This window comes from Moraxella sp. K127, assembly GCF_015223095.1.
Classification (GTDB): Bacteria; Pseudomonadota; Gammaproteobacteria; order Pseudomonadales; family Moraxellaceae; genus Moraxella.
The window spans coordinates 1-18,016 of record NZ_JADFBZ010000055.1 but is presented as its reverse complement, the minus strand read 5'-3'; the positions used below and the strand labels follow the sequence as shown (position 1 = coordinate 18,016).

Here is an 18,016-nt window from a genome sequence, read left to right as displayed (position 1 = left end):
TAGTTGGTCTGTGTGTTTATCTCGTATGCGTAGCTTGAGTGTTTTCATAGGTTTGTGTATAATGAGATAGGTATATTATATATTTGGTTTAATTTTAATGTCAAAACTAGACAACGTCCATGCGTAAGCATGATTGCGGAGTTGCCTTATATCCACCGCCTAAAGTCGGTGGTTTTACGGCAACGGAGGATAAAAAAGACGGTGCCAGACCGCCTTTAAAATTTAACCATTGGTTTCTCTTAAAATCTGCGTACCCACGCCTTCTTCGGTAAAGATTTCAAGCAAACAAGCGTGTGGCACTCGCCCGTCCACAATGGTCGCACTTCTAAGTCCTGCCTTGACCGCATCCAACGCCCCTGCGATTTTGGGTATCATGCCCCCACTAATGGTGCCGTCAGCGATGAGATTGTCCACGTCTGTGGGCGACAGGCTTGTTAGTACGTTGCCGTCTTTGTCTAGCACGCCTTTGATGTTAGTGAGCAGGAGCAGGCGTTCGGCATTTAAAAACTCTGCCACACGGCTCGCCACTAGGTCGGCATTGATGTTATAGGTCTCACCATTTTCGTCCACGCCTAGGGGGGCGATGACAGGGATAAAGTCGCTATGGATAAGCATATTGATGACATCTGTATTGACGTGGGCGACTTCACCAACAAAACCCAAATCAATGGGCGTGCCGTCTTTATCGGTCATGGCAAGTTTGGTTGCACGGATTAGATTGGCATCTTTGCCTGTCAAGCCAATCGCCTGCCCACCATGTTTGTTAATGAGATTGACGATAGATTTGTTCACACTACCGCCCAGCACCATTTCTACCACGTCCATCGTATCTTTGTCGGTAACTCTCATGCCGTCTATGCGGTCAGACTCACGCCCAAGTTCATTCATGAGATTATCCACCTGTGGGCCTCCGCCATGCACCACCACAGGGTGAATACCAACGGTTTTTAAAAGGACAATATCACGGGCAAAAGAGCTTTCTAGCACAGGGTCGGTCATGGCATTACCGCCATATTTGACCACGATGAGCTTGTCTTTATAACGTTGGATATAAGGCAGGGCGGTCGTGATGACTTCTGATGTGTGTTTGGCTTCGTCTAATGTTAGGGATTTGTGTTGCATAAATTTTTCCTTTAAAAATTAGACTTCCTGCAAAACCCCGAATTAAGGAAAACCGTTCGTGGTGAGCCTGTCGAACCATAACGGTTTTCCGCCACCCTTCGACAAGCTCAGGGCGAGCGGAAAACTAGTTTTGCAGGAAGTTTATTGTGTTTTTGATATGGGCAAATTGCAATTTGCCCCTACAAGATGTTACTTTATCTAAAAATCATTTAATCCCAGAGCTACCAAACCCACCTGCCCCACGTTCGCTGTCATCGCTAAATTCACCCACAATCTCAAAGCTTGGACGCACCACAGGCACCACCATATATTGAGCCATGCGTTCGGCAGGATTTAGGGTAAAATCGGTGTCGCTTCTGTTCCACACCGACACCATCAGCTCGCCTTGATAGTCAGCATCAATCAAGCCCACTAGGTTGCCAAGAACAATGCCATGCTTATGCCCAAGCCCCGAACGTGGCAAAATAATCCCTGCAAAATTGGGGTCTTTGATGTATATTGCAAGCCCCGTGCCGATGAGTTTGGTTTCGCCTGCACGGATAACCACAGGCTCGTCAATGCACGCCCTTAGGTCTATGCCTGCCGAGCCGTCTGTGGCACGAGTAGGCAAAGGAAAATTAGGGTCGGAGCCGATTTTTGGGTTTAGGAGTTTGACTTGGACGGATTGCATAAGATTACCTTTTTAAATAACTCAATTTCATCAATGATTGGCTAATTTTAAGCAACTGCCCCCAAAAAAGCAATGCCAAAGCCCAAAAAGCATTTTATTTTGCTAAATTTTAAAAATTTTATAAAAAACGCTTGACGTATCAAAATTTCCCTGTATAATACGCACCACATTTAGTGATAAGGGTCGTTAGCTCAGTTGGTAGAGCAGTTGACTTTTAATCAATTGGTCGCAGGTTCGAATCCTGCACGACCCACCATTATCCTAGATGACCGAACAAGCCTTGTGCTTAACGGGTCGTTAGCTCAGTTGGTAGAGCAGTTGACTTTTAATCAATTGGTCGCAGGTTCGAATCCTGCACGACCCACCATTCCCCAATAGCTCAGTCGGTAGAGCATCGGACTGTTAATCCGTGTGTCCCTGGTTCGAGCCCAGGTTGGGGAGCCATATTTAAAAACCCTTTTCTATTTTGGAAAAGGGTTTTTTATTGCTTGAATGTCATTTACTGGCTTGATTTTTTATTTTTTGAAAGCATATAAGCCTTGTTTATCATTTTTCATTCAAAAGGAAAACCCATTTGAGCCTAACTCGCACTCTCAATTTTGAGCTGACCCCCTTTGAGCTTCGCACCCTGCTCGGCGAATACAACACGCACCTAAAATACCTACAAGACCGCCTTGACATTACCATTATCAATCGTGGCAATGATTTTATACTCACAGGCGATTTGACCCAAGTGGAGCGTGGCGAATATGTACTGGGCGAGCTTTATGAGCTTGCCAAAAAATCAGACGACATCGCCCCAGAAAACTTGCACCTACTTATCCAAGCAAGCCTTGCCCGAAATCCAGAGACCACCACCCAAACGCACACGCCTGTCAGCCTATCCACTCGCAAGGGCAAAATCACACCAAAAGGACACAACCAAGCCGAATATGTGCGTAATATCCTACTCTCCGACATCTCGTTTGGCGTAGGTCCTGCTGGTACGGGCAAGACCTACCTTGCCGTGGCGGTGGCGGTGGATATGTTAGAGCGTGGCGAGATTGAGCGGATTTTGCTTGTCCGCCCTGCCGTGGAAGCGGGCGAAAAATTGGGCTTTTTGCCAGGGGATTTGACCCAAAAAATTGACCCCTATCTACGCCCCTTATATGATGCCCTATATGAGATGCTTGGCTTTGAAAAGGTAGGCAAGCTCCTAGAACGCCAAATCATCGAAGTTGCCCCACTTGCCTATATGCGTGGGCGAACGCTCAATAACTCATTTGTGATACTGGACGAAGCCCAAAACACCACGCCTGAGCAGATGAAAATGTTTTTGACACGCTTGGGCTTTGGCTCTCGGGCGGTCATCACAGGCGATACGTCTCAGGTGGATTTGCCCCGTGGGCATAAATCGGGACTGACTCAGGCTCTCAAAATTTTGGCAAATATTGACGACATTCACATCACGCAGTTTAGCAGTAAAGACGTGGTGCGACATCATCTTGTCCAAAAAATCATTGATGCCTATGACGCTCATGACGTGGTCGAAAATCAGATTGAGAGCGAGCGAGCCGAAATTCGCAAAAAACAACGCCAAGAACAAGAGCTAAACCGCACATTAAACGCCTTGTCTTTTTTAAATAGCATAAAAGACGATAAAAACAGTCAAGATAGTAAGGACGGCAATGATGAATGAGATAACGCTCAGTTTTGCCGATGACGTGGCAAGTCTTGCTGATTTGCCAATGTATAACGAGAAAAAAATTACAGAGATTTTTAATCATGCCTTAACGGTCATGAATGACAAAATCACGAACGGTTTGGCGTTACCCTATTATCCATTTGATGAATCATCCGCCCAAAACTGGATAGATTTGCCAAAATTGCTAGACATTTATATTTGTGGCACGGATGAAGGGCGTGAGCTCAACCTTGACGCTCGGGGTAAGGACTATGCCACCAATATCCTATCTTATCCAAGCGGTCTACCCCTTGATATGTGCGTGATGATGAATACTGTGCCACTTGGCGAGCTCATCATTTGTCATGATGTGGTGGTACGTGAAGCCGATGAGCAAGGCAAAACGGTGGACAAGCATTTAACGCACCTTATTGTACATGGCATATTGCACCTACTTGGCTTTGACCATGAGCTTGGACAAGATGAGCAGGACGAAATGGAGGGCTTTGAGATTGAGATTTTGGGCAGGCTAGGCATCAATAACCCTTATGAATGATGTCATTTTAGGTATCATCAATTTCTTTACGTCCGCCCTAGCAGGGATTACAGGGCTTGGCGGTGGCACGATTTTGCTTGGGTTTATGCCCATGTTTTTGCCTGCGTCCGCCATTATTCCTATTCATGGCACCACCCAACTGGCAAGCAACGTTAGCCGTGTGTGGTTCGGTCGGCGTGATTTGGATTTTACTCATTTTCGTCCGTTTGTCATCGGAGCGGTGGTGGGTGTGGCGTTTTTTGGGACGGCGGTAAAATTTGTCAAATTGGACTTAATCCCACTATTCATCGCCATTTATATCCTACTGACCCAATGGTCAAGCACGGTCAATCGCCTATTAAAGAGCTTTGAGAGTTTTTATCTCATCGGCTTTTTGCAAACAGGTATTGGTCTATTTGTCGGAGCCCCCGGCCCGCTACACTTACCCTTACTCATGAAAAAATACGATAATAATGACGTGGTCGTCACAGTCGGCTCGCTCATGATGTCGTTGGTACACGTCCTAAAACTTGTGGTCTATGTCGCTTTGGGATTTGCGTTTTTTGAGTATTGGCAAGTGATTTTGCTCATGGTCATATCCGCGTCCTTTGGCTCATAGGCAGGGGTCAAACTGCGTAACCGCCTACCTATGGCATGGGTTAAAACTGTCTTGCCGTGGCTACTTACTGTCATCGCCTTAAAAATCATCTATGATAATGCGGTGAAATTTGGGTGGATTGGGGCGGTATTCTAAAACACACCCATCTTTGAACACGTCCATCAATCCAACCAATCCATCAACCACACCTATCCAAAAAACACCCATAAACAAACCCTAGCACGACCCCCAAAATCATGCTAAAATAGGGCGATTTTATTTCACAACAACTTGGAAAACCACTATGGCTCATCAAGATGTCCCTGCACAGGACAAAACCCACGACACCGCTTTTTTATCCGAAGCGGACGCCCAGCGTTTGCAATTTGAACAAAACGCCCTACATTACCACGAACACCCCCGCCCCGGCAAAATCTCTGTTACCCCCACCAAACAAATCGCCAACCAACGAGACCTAGCCCTTGCCTACTCCCCAGGTGTGGCAGTACCTTGCCTTGAAATCGAAAAAGACCCCAAACTTGCCGCCAAATACACCGCTCGCTCCAACCTAGTGGGCGTGATTACCAACGGCACAGCCGTGCTTGGGCTTGGTAACATCGGTGCATTGGCATCCAAGCCTGTCATGGAAGGTAAAGGCGTACTGTTTAAGAAGTTCGCTGGCATTGACGTGTTTGACATCGAGATTAATGAAACCGACCCTGATAAGTTCATCGAGACGGTGGCAAGCCTAGAACCAACCTTTGGCGGGATTAACCTAGAAGACATCAAAGCACCTGAGTGCTTTAAAATCGAGCGTGAACTGCGTGAACGCATGAACATTCCTGTGTTCCATGATGACCAGCATGGCACCGCCATCATCTCAGCAGCCGCTTTGCTAAACGCTCTACAACTAAACGGTAAAAACATCGGCGAGATTACGCTTGTCTGCTCTGGGGCAGGGGCTGCCGCCATCTCTTGTCTTGACTTAGTAGTGGCATTGGGCGTACGTAAAGAGAACATCTATGTACTGGACTCAAAAGGGGTGATCACCACCACTCGTGAAAACCTAGACGAATCCAAAGCCCGTTTTGCTCGTGATACCGACAAGACTACTTTGGCGGAAGTAATGGTGAACGCCGATGTCTTCCTAGGTCTATCGGGGCCGGGCGTGGTTACGCAGGATATGGTACGCTCAATGGCAAAAGACCCGATTATCTTTGCCCTTGCCAACCCCACCCCTGAGATTATGCCAGAGCTTGCTCATGCGGTGCGTTCGGACGTGATTATGGCAACGGGTCGCTCAGACTACCCCAACCAAGTCAATAACGCCCTATGTTTCCCTTATATTTTCCGTGGAGCATTGGACGTTGGGGCGACTGTGGTCAATGAAGAGATGAAACTGGCCTGCGTGCACGCCATCGCTGCCATGGCACATACTGAAGCCACGCCATCGATAGACAGTCAAAAGGACGAAACCGGCAAGAGCTTTGGACGTGAGTACCTAATCCCTGGTCCTTTGGAGCCAAATCTTATCTTAGAGATTGCCCCTGCCGTTGCCAAGGCTGCTATGGATACAGGCGTGGCAACCTTGCCGATTGCCGATTTTGATGCCTATCGGCAAAGACTGTCCGAGTTCGTCTATAACACCGCCCTTGCCATGAAGCCCATCTTCAACAAGGCAAAAACCAATCCCAAACGCATTGTCTATGCCGAAGGTGAAGACATCAACGTGTTGCGTGCGGTGCAAGTGGTGGTGGACGAGCAAATCGCCAAGCCCATCCTTATCGGTCGCCCTGCCGTCATCAACCAAGAAATCGACAATCTGGGCTTACGTCTGGCTGATGGTCAAAACATCACCATCATCGACCCCAACAACAACCCCCACTACGACAGATATGCCGAACATCACTACGTCACCAATCAGCGTAATGGTGTTAGCTTGGAGCTGGCTCGCCGTGATGTTCGCCGTAAAACCACACTTATCGGCTCACTCATGGTCGAGCTTGGCGATGCGGACGGCTTGATTTGTGGTACGTTTGGCTTCTATCACTTACACTTAAAATACCTAAATCAAGTCATCGGCAAAAAAGACGGCATTGCCAACTTCTACGCCATGAGCGCTGTACTCATGCAAAACCGCAACCTGTTCATCGCTGATACCTACATCAACGAAGACCCAACCGCCGAAGAGCTTGCCGAGATGACCATTTTGGCAGCCCAAGCGGTGCGTCGTTTTGGCATCACACCAAAAGTCGCCCTACTGTCGCATTCTAACTTTGGGGCATCAGACCGTGCTTCTGCTCTCAAAATGCGTCAAGTACACGACATCTTGACCGAGATGAACGTGGACTTTGAGTTTGATGGCGAAATGCACGGCGACATCGCCCTAGATGAGCGTATGCGTCAGCACAGCTATCCATTTAGCACGCTAAAAGGCTCGGCAAACCTACTTATCATGCCAACGCTTGACAGTGCCAACATCGCCTTTAACCTGCTAAAAACCGCCACAGGCTCGGCCGCCCTAGGGCCTATCCTGCTCGGTGCGGACAAGCCGGTGCATATCTTGACACCTTCTGCGACCGCTCGCCGTATCGTCAACATGACCGCCCTATCGGTATCGGACGCTCAGGACATGGCGAAATAAGCCTGCCAAAACCCAAAAAAGCACTCATCAGGGTGCTTTTTTTATTGGTTAATTTACGCTACAATGACCCAAATTTATCGGAAAAATTTACCATGCAAGTATATTTGATCGGTGGGGCGGTGCGTGATATGCTCCTATCTCGCCCTATCAAAGACAAAGATTTTATGGTGGTCGGGGCAACAACTGCCGACCTACTCGCCCAAGGCTTTGCCCAAGTTGGGGCGGATTTTCCTGTGTTTTTGCACCCGCACACCCATGCCGAGTACGCCCTTGCCCGCACCGAACGCAAAAACGGCAAGGGCTATCAAGGTTTTGCTGTACAGACGGACGGGGTGAGCCTACAAGACGACCTAGCACGCCGAGACTTAACGATAAACGCCCTTGCCATAGAAGTCGGTGGGCTGTTTGACGACACGCCACGCACAGAGCAGGTGGTGGACTTTTATGGCGGTCAAAATGACTTAAAAAACAAGCTCTTACGCCATGTGTCGCCTGCATTTAGCGAAGACCCGCTTCGTGTGTTGCGAGTGGCTCGGTTTTATGCCCGCTTTTATGAGCTGGGTTTTACGGTTGCCCCCGATACCGCCTGCCTTATGCAAGCCATTGCTGAGCGTGGCGAATTATCGCACCTAAGCCGTGAGCGGATTTGGACGGAATGCGTGAAGGCTTTTGATGAGCCGTGTGCGTTTGCGTTTTTTAAGTTGTTATTTGACTTAGATATTTTAAAACAAATTCTACCCGAACTAAACACCATTTGGCAAGATAACACCATTCGCCAAATCACATTTGATAAATTAAAAACCGCCCATGATAAGCCATTGCATATCAAATTTGCCATTTTAACTTATGGATTTTTGGATAATAAAAATGAATTATCAACATTGTGCGAGCGGTTATTAACGCCCAAAGTCATCACGCAATTTGCTCAATTATTTATCACGCATTTTAATGAATTAACCGATTATCAAAATATCCCTGCCGATAAATTATTAACTTTAATAGAAAGCACCAAAGCCCAAAAAGATAAAACGGTATTATTTGATTTAATTGATACGGTAGAAATCATAAACGACAAAACAATCAATCGTGAATTTTTTCATCACGCCATTAGTCTGTATCAATCGGTAACGATTAACAATATTGATAAAACATTAAAAGGCAAGCAAATTGGCAATGAGCTGACACGGCTAAGATTATTAACATTAAGCGAATTTTTAAAAAAGGCAATTTTATGAAAAAAGTCGCCCTCATCACAGGCGGAGCAAAACGCATTGGCAAGGCAATCGTCCAAGCCTTTCACAGTAACGGCTTTAACGTTATTATCCATTATCATCACAGCCAAACGGACGCTCAATATTTGGCAGATGAATTAAATGCCATTTGTGATAATAGTGCCAAAATCATTCAAGCGGATTTAAATACCATCAATGATAAACATACATTAACGGATTTTAAAAATCATGCCTTAGCTTTATTTGGGCGGATTGATGTTTTGGTGCATAATGCGTCAAGTTTTTATCCCAGTGATATGAATGATGATTTTGCTAAATGGCAAACGGACTGGGACGATTTGTTTTTGACCAATGCCAAAGCTCCGTTATTTTTAAGCCATGCTTTTAAAGATGAGCTTATCACAAATCATGGGGCAATCATTAGCCTACTTGACATTCACGCACGAGATAAGCCCTTTGTCGGTTATCCCATTTATAACATGGCAAAATCGGCACATCTGGGCATGGTGCAGTCCTTGGCATTGGAGCTTGCCCCGAGTGTGCGGGTCAATGGCGTCTCCCCTGGTGTGAACATTTTTCCAGAAGATAATAAAAATAACGAATTAAACGACACCACCAAAGACAAACTTGTGAGTTCCGTTCCCTTACAAAAAATCGGTACGCCTAATGACATCGCCCAAGCGGTGCTGTTTTTGGCAACTGCTCCTTATATCACAGGGCAGATTTTGGCGGTGGACGGTGGGCGAAGCTTGACGTTGATAAAAAAGCGGCTAGCAAATGAAAAACCTAAAACAGCAAAAACCCACCATAAGGCGGGTTTTTGTAAGAGTGTGATACAAATTAGAATTTGTATTCTAGACCTGCACCAATGCCATAGGCGTTAGCTTTATTACCGTCAGCATCTGCTCTTAGGTTTACATTTTCAGAACGTTGGTAAGCACCATACAGATGACCAGTAGTTGCTTGGTTAAAGGCATACTTGCTACCAACAACAGTACGGAAAACCTCAGCATCTTTAAAACCTTCTGCATTATCAACAAAATCTAGCTGACCGTAAGCAGTCCATGGAGTTTGAACCAACTTATGTTCAGCAGACACAGTAAATGCATTTTCTTTCTCAGAACCAGTTTCTAAAACATCTTGATGTAGAGTGCTATATTGAGTATTCTGGTATAAGGCAGCTACAGTAGTAGCAGGACTTAGGTCATAAGCACCACTTACACGAATAGCTTTTGTCTTACCTGATTGGATATAGGTAGCACCCGCACGATATGGAGTATTTTCAGGCTCAAACTGAGCACCCACACCCCATGCATCACGAGCTAGACTATCTTGAGAGTCATTTTCGTCAAGAACATACATGCCTAAGAAATTAACACCATTATAGTTAGGTGATACATAAGCAAAAGCGTTGTTAGCACGTGGGGCATCAAATGATGCCAATACGTTGTCGCCACCAATCACGCCACCTTGGGCAACAGTAGCATAGTCAACCATGCCATCAATCGCTGTTAGGCGACCAGCAAGTAGGGTGCCATATTGCTTGTTAGACAGACCTAGATAGCTATCACGAGCTTCGAAGGTACGAGTATCATCATCAACTTCAACACGGTATTCTAGTTGATAAACAAGGTCAGTATTTGCTGTTAGGGCTTCTGAACCTTTAAAACCAATGCGTGATGCATTAGAGTTTAGTTGGGTGCGAGAGTCTTGTGATGCACTATTACTGTTGCCATCTTGCACATCAAGAGTTAAAAACGCTTTACCGTAAACTTGTGGGGCAGCATTAGCAGCTGTGATAGACAGAGCAGCAACAGCTGACGCTAAAAGTAGTTTTTTCATGGGTTTCTCCACTGACATTTTTAGTGATGGGGCTGCTGTACGCTTGCACCCAGTGTGATAAGCTGTCAATCACTTCACGACTTATCACGGTTTTAAGTTATTGCCAATATGGGTATTTCATCACAGTTTTATGACATATTCATGACAACTTTTACATTTTTTGATAATCATGTATCAAATCCTGCATAAGTTTAACACAATAGACAAAAAAGGTCATCAATCCCATACCGTGTGTATAGAATACCAATTTTGTCATATTTTGCAACACCTTTTATCACAAAAATTCACACTTTTTTTGTATTTTTTTAAAATATATATATTTATCAATAACTTAAAATGTTTCTGTTTTCCAAAAATTTTGTAAACATTGAGAGTGATTTTTAATTATACTTATAAATTTAACCGACTTCTTTTGAATGACTGTATTTCGTCATCATTTTAGGCGTGAGATAAACATGAGATAAGTATAAAAATAAACAATTTATACGGCAAAATAACTGAGCAGACCGCCAAACAGATGATGCCAATAGATAATATCAATATTATCAAATCGCTGTTTTTCTGGGTAAAAATCCCCACATCATATTATCGCCAGCTTGATAAAATCATGATAAAATAGCCACTGCTTTTTGATTTATTACGATGCCATGACCGACATACTGCCCGAAGATGGCCTGCACGCCATCGCAAGCCGTGCCAAAGCCAAAACCGACATTAGCCACATCCATGCCTTTTTGGGGGCGAGTACCAGCGAAAAGTGGCTAGAAGTTGCTAAGAACAACCTACCCCTGCTCATGCAAGACCACGCCAACTGCGAGAAAAAAGCGGCGGGAACAGCGATGAATTTGATTTTTCGTTATGAGTTTCACAGAGATTTGCAAGAAAAACTTGCTCAGCTGGTGCGTGAAGAAATGCTCCACTACGAGCAAGTGCTAGAACTCATGAAAGAGCGTGGGTTGGCATGGTCGCACCTACCTGCAGGGCGATACGCCAAGGGGCTATTAAAGCACAAACGCACGTGGGAGCCTGCGGGCATGATAGATGTGCTTATCATCGGGGTATTCATCGAAGCTCGCTCATGTGAACGGTTCTCGGCATTGGCGGACGTCATCGATGATGAAAAGCTATCAAAGTATTAGGGCGTGTTGAACTTTGGTATTTGCAATGAAAAATGAGAAAAATCGCACGTTTTTCAAGGAAAAAACGTAGGCTGATAGTTATTCTATCAGACAAGTTTTTGACGATGAAAAACAAGATTTAGCCATTTTTCATGCAAAAATTGATTGAAATTGTTAAACTTTCATCTTATTTTATAAGAATGTTATCAATGTTCAACACGCCCTATAAATACCTACTCAAATCCGAAAGCCGTCATTATGAAGACTATCTGGCTCTTGCTCAGTCGGTGTCAGACGAACCGATAGATGAGCGAGTGGCGTTTTTTCGGGCGGTGGAAGCGGAGCTGATAGACAGCCCTGATGGCGAGCTACGTTTTCATAGCGGCGTGCCTGACTTTGTTTAAAATTTATCCAAGCACGTCATCATCGCATTTATCAATCATCGGATTTTAAATTTTAGCGTGAATGATGCTTGCAATTTGGGCAGGCAGACGCATATTATGGCTTTATTCTTTGGCTTTTGCCTTAGTTTTAACTTTAATTGATTGATGGTTAAAAGTTAAACATAATTTATTTTACTTCATTCTTAACTTAAATTAAAATAGTAACTTATTGATTTTTCAATAATTATTTTTTGTTTGTAGGGGCGAATTGCAATTCACCCTTAATAAATCCATCACTTATACAAAGTTGAGAATGGGGTTTTATTTTATCATCTTATATTTGGAAGTATTATGGCTACTCATCACAAACTCATCATTCTAGGCTCGGGCCCTGCTGGTTATTCAGCTGCGGTGTACGCTGCCCGTGCTAACTTAAATCCCGTCATCATCACAGGGCTACAAGTGGGCGGACAGCTGACCACCACCACCGAGATTGACAACTGGACGGGCGGAAAAGAAGGTTTGACGGGGGGCGAACTCATGGATAACATGAAAGAGCACGCCGAGCGTTTTGGGACACAGCTCATCTATGACCATATCCACACCACCGACCTACAAAACCGCCCCTTTACTCTAACAGGCGACAACGGCACTTATACCTGTGATGCCCTTATCATCGCCACAGGGGCAACCGCCCAATATCTAGGGCTTGACAGTGAGACGGCATTTATGGGGCGTGGCGTGTCAGCGTGTGCCACCTGCGACGGCTTTTTTTATAAAAACCAAAAAGTGGTCGTCATCGGTGGGGGCAACACTGCCGTAGAAGAAGCTCTATATCTGTCCAACATCGCAAGTCACGTTACCCTAATCCACCGCCGTGATAGTTTGCGTGCCGAGAAAATCATGCAAGACCAACTCTTTGAAAAAGTCAAAAACGGCAACATCACGATAGAGTGGAACAGCAGTGTCAAAGAAGTCGTGGGCGATGACATGGGCGTCACAGGCGTGGTCATCCAAAACACAGACGGCACAACCAAACAAATCGATGCCATGGGCATGTTTGTCGCCATCGGGCATAAGCCCAACACCGCCTTGTTTGACGGTCAGCTTGCCATGAAAGACGGCTATATCGTGGTAAAAAGCGGACTAGACGGCAACGCCACCGCCACCAGCATTGACGGTGTATTTGCTTGTGGGGACGTGGCAGACCACATCTACCGCCAAGCCATCACATCAGCAGGAACAGGCTGTATGGCGGCATTGGATGCGGAGAAATACTTGGATGCGATGTGATTTTATCTAAGATAAACCGCTGATTTAGACAAAAAGCCCATTTAGAATTGTTTTCTAAATGGGCTTTTTGTCTGTTGATGGCAACCTTAACTTAAATGACAAAAAGACAAACCGCCTAGGCAATTTGTCTTTTTATGGTTAAAAACCTACATTAAATGCGTTTTATAAGGGCGAATGTGATTCGCCCCTACACGTCCAAATTTTAAAAGGATTTTAAAAATACCATTTTTGCTTATAAAACAGGTATTTATCTCATCGTAACAAACTCTTCGCTGCCTGTGGGATGAATGGCAATGGTGTTGTCAAAATCACGCTTGGTTGCCCCCATTTTTATGGCAACGGCAAAGCCCTGAATCATCTCATCCACACCAAAGCCCACACCATGCAAGCCGACCACTTTTTCATCATCGCCCACACACACAAGTTTCATGCGACACGGCTCACGATGAGCGGTAATGGCAGAGTACATGGGCGTGAAGTTGGATTTATAGACCTTGACCTTGTCCGCCCCGAACTCATCAATGGCGTCTTTTTCGCTCATGCCGACCGTACCAATGGGCGGATGACTAAACACCACCGTGGCGACATTGCTATAATCTAGGTGTTCATCGGGTTTGTTGTTAAACAGTCGCTCAGAGAGTCTGCGACCTGCTGCCACCGCCACAGGGGTCAGCTCAATGCCGTTTTCGATGATGTCGCCCACCGCATAAATGCCGTCCACCGTGGTGTTTTGGAATTTATCCACGATGATTTGACCCTTTTCGTTGGTTGCCACGCCTGTTTTGTGCAAGTCAATGACATCAGTCGCTGGCACACGCCCTGTCGCCCAAATCAGGCATTCTACATTTAGGGTTTCGCCATTGTCAAAATACACCGTCAAGCCGTCATTTTTTTCAATCTTAACAGGGTTTACGCCCGTATGGAACGTAACGCCGTCTTTGACCATGACATCGGTTAGCACGTCCACGATATCTTTATCAAAACTCTTTAAAATACCGCTACGCACGCACAAATGCGTATCCACGCCCAAGGCATTCATCACACCTGCAATCTCAACGCCAATGTAGCCACCGCCCACAATCGCCACCGATTTTGGCAGTTCGGTCAAATCAAAAAAGCCGTCCGAATCAATGCCATACTCCGCCCCCTCAATTTTTGGACGGTGCGGACGACCGCCTGTGGCAATCAAAATATGGTCGGCGGTAATGGTCTCGGTCTCGCCATTATCAAAACTCACTTCTACCGAATTTTTGTCAAGAAACTTGGCAAAGCCGTTGATGAGTGTTACACCATTTTTTTCAAAGGTGTTTTTATAAGATTGATGAATGCGACTGATGTAGGCGGTGCGATTTTCGACGAGTTTGCCAAAATCAAAGTTTTTGACATCAAGCTCAAAACCATAGTCAGGGGCATAGTTATGAATGGCGGTTGCCATGTTCGCCCCGTACCACAGCACTTTTTTGGGTACACAACCTGCGTTGACGCACGTTCCGCCAACGTGCTTAGCTTCAATCACCGCAACTTTTTTACCATACATGGCAGCACGGTTGGCAGAACCAATACCGCCACTACCGCCACCGATGGTAATATAATCAAAATGTCTGGTCATAAGTTTTCTCCAAAAAAGGTTGAGTAATGTATCAATATAATGGGGACGATTTATGGGCTTTAGGAAAATGTTTGATAAAATTTTTTGATTATTGATAGATGGTTTTTTAATTGAGCAAACTGATAAAATCCTGCTCACCAATACTGACAGCGGTATGCGTGGCAATGCGGTTATCAAGCGATACAAAAACAGCGTGGTTGTATTTGGCAAGAGCTAACAGATAAGCATCGGTTAATTGCTTTGAGCCTTGAATGTGTTGCCAGTTGATAAGCTCATCTTGTAATAGGCTGATGTTATCAGGGATAAAGACATGATGACTTTTGTTAATAAAAGTTGTTAGCTTTTCTTTGGTATCTAAGATTTTAAAGCCATTTTCATAGCTAGGCAATGATAAAATCCGCATACAGCCATTTTGCGTAATCGGACAACTCGCCCAGCGATTCCCTGCAATCAACCATTCAAATAACCAACTTGTCGCAAGTGTATGATACTTATGTTTGTTATCCAACAAGGCAATCAATACATTGACATCAAGCAAGGCAATTTTAGATACCATGTTCTTCCCTTAGTTCATTGATGTATTCATCGGTAATTGTATGTGTGCCTGTGGTAAATGGACTTAGTCCAAGAAACTCATACATCTCATCAAGGTCTTTGCCTTGTTGCCCAGCAACCAACTTTTCTGCTATTGACACAAGATAATCACTTGCTGACATATTTTGTTGCTTGGCAATTTGTACAAGTTGCGTCTCTACTTGTGGGGGTAAGTCTAGGGTTATCATGAGTTTTCCTTTTTTAAAAGATAATTTTTGAAAGATAAGTCATTGTAACACAATCAAAACCCACAAAAAACCCCAATCCTAACCACGCTCATCTAGCACGCCCCACCAACCGCTTGACGATACTCATCATCTGACCGACCACCGCCTTGTCCACCCGTCCGTCTCGCCCATAGCGGTGTTTGCGATACAAGCTCTTTAATTCATCAATATCTTCCGCATTATTTGGCGTTTTTAGACGGTCAAGCCAAGTCAGATAAGGCTCGCTCGCCCCCTTACCCCATGTCTTATCCTGTTTGGCAAGCCCTGCCGAGAGCTTCACAAGTGGCACGTCTAGCCCATGATACTGCCGTCTACGTCGGTACATCATCACGCCCACAAATAAGACAGCAAGCACTCCCACGCCCCCGACCAATGTCCAAAACTGCTGAGCAAAACTTGTGATATTAAACCATTTAAAGAGCGAATCTTTTTGCTCATCTTGGTCATAGCCGACCACGTTTTTTTGCCAATAATAGCCCATCTGGTCAGAGTAACGTCTCAATGTCTGTAACATCTTAAACTGCTGATAACTCCATTGCCCTGCCACACCATCGCCAAACATGGACGCACCGCCAGCGTCAGTGACTGCATTCATGCCCTGCTCCACACGGTCAGGCGAGACAAAGGCGGTCGGGTCAATACGCACCCAGCCTTGTCCATCAAACCACACTTCCGTCCATGCATGTGCGTCCATCTGACGCACTTCCCAGCTTTGCCCATCACGCCCAAGCTCACCGCCTTGATAGCCTGCCACCACCCGAGCAGGAATGCCTGCCGAACGCATTAAAAAGGTAAAACTGGATGCATAATGCTCACAAAACCCCGCCTTTGTCCCAAACAAAAACTCATCAATGCGGTCATCTCGCAACACAGGGGGCGAGAGCGTGTAACTAAATCCGCCCGTGGTGATGAAGTTTTGCACCGCTTGTGCATAGCGGACAGGGTCGCCAGTCTGGGCGTAGAGCTCTCTGGCAAAGGCACGAGCCTGCTCATTACCGTCTTTTGGCAGACGCAGATTAATGTGTTTTTGGATATCAGTGAGTTCAATATCCACCTTGGGCTGACTAAAATAACTGGCACGATAGCGTTTTTGGGTGCTAATCGGGTAATAATGACGCAGGGTAAAATCGCCCGTCATGCCCATGCCACGCTCAGGGTGCAAACGTGGATAATCTAGAGCAAACAGCCAGTTTTGCTCGGTCGGCTCTAAGATGACCTGATAATGATGTTCCATGCCTTGATACGCACTCATCGCCCATGCTGGGGGCGTATCGCCATCTCGTGATGGCCAAAAATGGGGCGAAAACTCACTTTGTCGCCACGTCACCCCATCAAAATCACTAAACACCAATCCACGCCAATACATCTCATGGCGGTTCGGCATTTGTCCATCAAACTCAGCACGAAACGCCAGTTCGGTCGATTGACTCAGATTAGAAAAATCCCCTGGTGACATACTGTCCGAAACGCCCGTCGTCGCTGATTTGCCCGCCATCGGCAGTGACCACATCGGGGGCAGACGGGGGAAGAACAAAAACAGCACCACAAGCAAGGGGATGGCAGGCAGGGTTATCATGCCTAACGCACGCAGTCGCCCCGAGCCATCGGCATTGTCATCATCACTAATGGCGATAAAGCCCACCAATATCATCATGAGTGTCGGCAGTCCCACCATCGCCACACTCAAATCCTGTCGTATCAAAAAAGCCGACGCCAGTGTAAATAACGCAAGGTTTAACGCCACATAAGCGTCCCGCTTCTCATAGAGCTCCCACGCCTTTGCCACAAAGCACAGCACCAAAAAGCTGACCGCCACATCCACGCCAAACGCCTGCCCAAAGCTCACCCAAATCGCCACTGTACCACCCAAAAATAGTAGCACCTGTACCACTTGATAGATACGGCGTAGTCGCCCACCACTTAGGCGGTATAGGCGTGCCTTGATACTGGGTTTTTGCATGATGACACTGATGATGAGTGCGACCAGTAGCCACGCAGGAATGCCCATCGCATGGGGCAACACAAGCGACGCCATGGCAAGCAGTAGCCAGTGATAGGCAGGCAGGGCAAGGATTTTTTGCCAAAATTTTTGGGGGCTTGTGGTTAGGGTTTTTCTACCTTGACCAAAATCGTGAAAAGTGCTGTTCATGGTGTCTGTGTCGTGTGGTTTTGCTTGATAGATGATTTGGTAAAATTAGGCAGATACTAACCTTTTTGTTTACATCCAAGAAACTTTAAAATTACCACAAACGTAATGATGTTTGGGTGTAGGGGCGTGCTGTACACGCCTATAAAAATTGGTGTGTTATCAAAGGACGTGCGGAGCCAGTCCCTACAAAGCCTGTGGTAAATATCAAGTTTGTTAGGTGTATCATCAATCCATCAAACCAAACCCTTGTTTATAAATAGAATAATTTAAAATACTTTTTAAATGATTTTAAAACGGTTTTAAAATGGATAATTTGACTTCCTCCCCTCCCTAAAGT

15 protein-coding genes, 3 tRNA genes and 1 pseudogene are annotated in these 18,016 nt (G+C 45.6%); 12 read left to right on the top strand and 7 right to left on the bottom strand.

Annotated elements, in window-relative coordinates:
• Positions 1 to 222: 222 nt before the first annotated feature.
• Together argB and dut are read right to left on the bottom strand one after the other, a co-directional pair.
• Positions 223 to 1,122, bottom strand: coding sequence for an acetylglutamate kinase (gene argB / locus IM753_RS11045; RefSeq protein ID WP_194092643.1), 900 nt, complete (start codon positions 1,120 to 1,122; stop codon positions 223 to 225).
• 205 nt (positions 1,123 to 1,327) lie between these two features.
• On the bottom strand, positions 1,328 to 1,792 hold the full coding sequence (gene dut, locus IM753_RS11040; protein WP_065256057.1) for a dUTP diphosphatase: 465 nt from the start codon (positions 1,790 to 1,792) through the stop codon (positions 1,328 to 1,330).
• 180 nt (positions 1,793 to 1,972) lie between these two features.
• Between dut and IM753_RS11035 the strand changes: the two genes are divergently transcribed.
• The 9 genes from IM753_RS11035 (at position 1,973) to IM753_RS10995 (ending at position 9,348) form a co-directional block, all read left to right on the top strand.
• A tRNA-Lys gene (locus IM753_RS11035) sits at positions 1,973 to 2,048 on the top strand.
• Positions 2,049 to 2,083: 35 nt separating this feature from the next.
• A tRNA-Lys gene (locus IM753_RS11030) sits at positions 2,084 to 2,159 on the top strand.
• A 1-nt stretch (position 2,160) separates the two neighbouring features.
• Positions 2,161 to 2,236 (top strand) — tRNA-Asn (locus IM753_RS11025).
• A gap of 130 nt (positions 2,237 to 2,366) precedes the next feature.
• Positions 2,367 to 3,470, top strand: coding sequence for a PhoH family protein (locus IM753_RS11020; protein ID WP_065256056.1), 1,104 nt, complete (start codon positions 2,367 to 2,369; stop codon positions 3,468 to 3,470).
• The gene (ybeY, locus tag IM753_RS11015; protein WP_065256055.1) at positions 3,460 to 4,011 is read left to right on the top strand and encodes an rRNA maturation RNase YbeY; all 552 of its coding nucleotides are present in this window, start codon (positions 3,460 to 3,462) and stop codon (positions 4,009 to 4,011) included. Before IM753_RS11020 ends, ybeY begins: the two co-directional genes overlap by 11 nt.
• A complete protein-coding gene (locus IM753_RS11010; protein ID WP_227713147.1) occupies positions 4,004 to 4,609 on the top strand; it encodes a TSUP family transporter in 606 nt (201 codons plus the stop codon). The genes ybeY and IM753_RS11010 overlap by 8 nt, the downstream gene beginning before the upstream one ends.
• Positions 4,610 to 4,892: 283 nt before the next feature.
• Complete coding sequence (locus IM753_RS11005) at positions 4,893 to 7,232, top strand: NADP-dependent malic enzyme (RefSeq protein ID WP_065256053.1); 2,340 nt, start codon at positions 4,893 to 4,895, stop codon at positions 7,230 to 7,232.
• A 92-nt stretch (positions 7,233 to 7,324) separates the two neighbouring features.
• Positions 7,325 to 8,467: a tRNA nucleotidyltransferase gene (locus IM753_RS11000; RefSeq protein WP_194092678.1), complete on the top strand. Its 1,143-nt coding sequence runs from the start codon at positions 7,325 to 7,327 to the stop codon at positions 8,465 to 8,467.
• Positions 8,464 to 9,348, top strand: a complete 885-nt coding sequence (locus IM753_RS10995; protein ID WP_194109291.1) for a pteridine reductase — start codon at positions 8,464 to 8,466, stop codon at positions 9,346 to 9,348. Before IM753_RS11000 ends, IM753_RS10995 begins: the two co-directional genes overlap by 4 nt.
• Here the strand turns inward: IM753_RS10995 and IM753_RS10990 are convergent.
• Positions 9,305 to 10,306: a porin gene (locus IM753_RS10990; RefSeq protein ID WP_194092676.1), complete on the bottom strand. Its 1,002-nt coding sequence runs from the start codon at positions 10,304 to 10,306 to the stop codon at positions 9,305 to 9,307. The two genes, IM753_RS10995 and IM753_RS10990, sit on opposite strands and share 44 nt — an antisense overlap.
• A 647-nt stretch (positions 10,307 to 10,953) precedes the next feature.
• Here IM753_RS10990 and miaE (IM753_RS10985) point away from each other — a divergent pair.
• The 3 genes and pseudogenes from miaE (IM753_RS10985) to trxB form a co-directional block, all read left to right on the top strand.
• Positions 10,954 to 11,442, top strand: a pseudogene (miaE, locus tag IM753_RS10985) (tRNA isopentenyl-2-thiomethyl-A-37 hydroxylase MiaE); the annotation flags it as partial.
• Between the two features lie 191 nt (positions 11,443 to 11,633).
• Positions 11,634 to 11,828, top strand: coding sequence for a tRNA isopentenyl-2-thiomethyl-A-37 hydroxylase MiaE (miaE, locus tag IM753_RS10980; protein ID WP_370582847.1), 195 nt, complete (start codon positions 11,634 to 11,636; stop codon positions 11,826 to 11,828).
• 330 nt (positions 11,829 to 12,158) lie between these two features.
• On the top strand, positions 12,159 to 13,100 hold the full coding sequence (gene trxB, locus IM753_RS10975; RefSeq protein WP_194092674.1) for a thioredoxin-disulfide reductase: 942 nt from the start codon (positions 12,159 to 12,161) through the stop codon (positions 13,098 to 13,100).
• A 247-nt stretch (positions 13,101 to 13,347) separates the two neighbouring features.
• Here trxB and gorA read toward each other — a convergent pair whose 3' ends face one another.
• The 4 genes from gorA to IM753_RS10955 all read right to left on the bottom strand — a co-directional run bounded on the left by gorA (position 13,348) and on the right by IM753_RS10955 (position 17,679).
• A complete protein-coding gene (gene gorA / locus IM753_RS10970) occupies positions 13,348 to 14,709 on the bottom strand; it encodes a glutathione-disulfide reductase (protein WP_194092673.1) in 1,362 nt (453 codons plus the stop codon).
• 106 nt (positions 14,710 to 14,815) lie between these two features.
• Complete coding sequence (locus tag IM753_RS10965) at positions 14,816 to 15,265, bottom strand: TA system VapC family ribonuclease toxin (RefSeq protein WP_065256049.1); 450 nt, start codon at positions 15,263 to 15,265, stop codon at positions 14,816 to 14,818.
• Positions 15,255 to 15,491 (bottom strand): hypothetical protein, encoded by a 237-nt coding sequence (locus IM753_RS10960; protein ID WP_065256048.1) that lies wholly within the window; start codon positions 15,489 to 15,491, stop codon positions 15,255 to 15,257. The genes IM753_RS10965 and IM753_RS10960 overlap by 11 nt, the downstream gene beginning before the upstream one ends.
• Before the next feature lie 88 nt (positions 15,492 to 15,579).
• Complete coding sequence (locus IM753_RS10955; RefSeq protein WP_083108217.1) at positions 15,580 to 17,679, bottom strand: transglutaminaseTgpA domain-containing protein; 2,100 nt, start codon at positions 17,677 to 17,679, stop codon at positions 15,580 to 15,582.
• Positions 17,680 to 18,016: the final 337 nt, after the last annotated feature.

Coding starts and splice junctions, on each gene's coding strand:
- argB (WP_194092643.1), bottom strand. CDS start 1,122: ATGCAACACAAATCCCTAACATTAGACGAAGCCAAACACACATCAGAA.
- dut (WP_065256057.1), bottom strand. CDS start 1,792: ATGCAATCCGTCCAAGTCAAACTCCTAAACCCAAAAATCGGCTCCGAC.
- ybeY (WP_065256055.1), top strand. CDS start 3,460: ATGATGAATGAGATAACGCTCAGTTTTGCCGATGACGTGGCAAGTCTT.
- IM753_RS11010 (WP_227713147.1), top strand. CDS start 4,004: ATGAATGATGTCATTTTAGGTATCATCAATTTCTTTACGTCCGCCCTA.
- IM753_RS11005 (WP_065256053.1), top strand. CDS start 4,893: ATGGCTCATCAAGATGTCCCTGCACAGGACAAAACCCACGACACCGCT.
- IM753_RS11000 (WP_194092678.1), top strand. CDS start 7,325: ATGCAAGTATATTTGATCGGTGGGGCGGTGCGTGATATGCTCCTATCT.
- IM753_RS10995 (WP_194109291.1), top strand. CDS start 8,464: ATGAAAAAAGTCGCCCTCATCACAGGCGGAGCAAAACGCATTGGCAAG.
- IM753_RS10990 (WP_194092676.1), bottom strand. CDS start 10,306: ATGAAAAAACTACTTTTAGCGTCAGCTGTTGCTGCTCTGTCTATCACA.
- miaE (WP_370582847.1), top strand. CDS start 11,634: ATGTTCAACACGCCCTATAAATACCTACTCAAATCCGAAAGCCGTCAT.
- trxB (WP_194092674.1), top strand. CDS start 12,159: ATGGCTACTCATCACAAACTCATCATTCTAGGCTCGGGCCCTGCTGGT.
- gorA (WP_194092673.1), bottom strand. CDS start 14,709: ATGACCAGACATTTTGATTATATTACCATCGGTGGCGGTAGTGGCGGT.
- IM753_RS10965 (WP_065256049.1), bottom strand. CDS start 15,265: ATGGTATCTAAAATTGCCTTGCTTGATGTCAATGTATTGATTGCCTTG.
- IM753_RS10960 (WP_065256048.1), bottom strand. CDS start 15,491: ATGATAACCCTAGACTTACCCCCACAAGTAGAGACGCAACTTGTACAA.
- IM753_RS10955 (WP_083108217.1), bottom strand. CDS start 17,679: ATGAACAGCACTTTTCACGATTTTGGTCAAGGTAGAAAAACCCTAACC.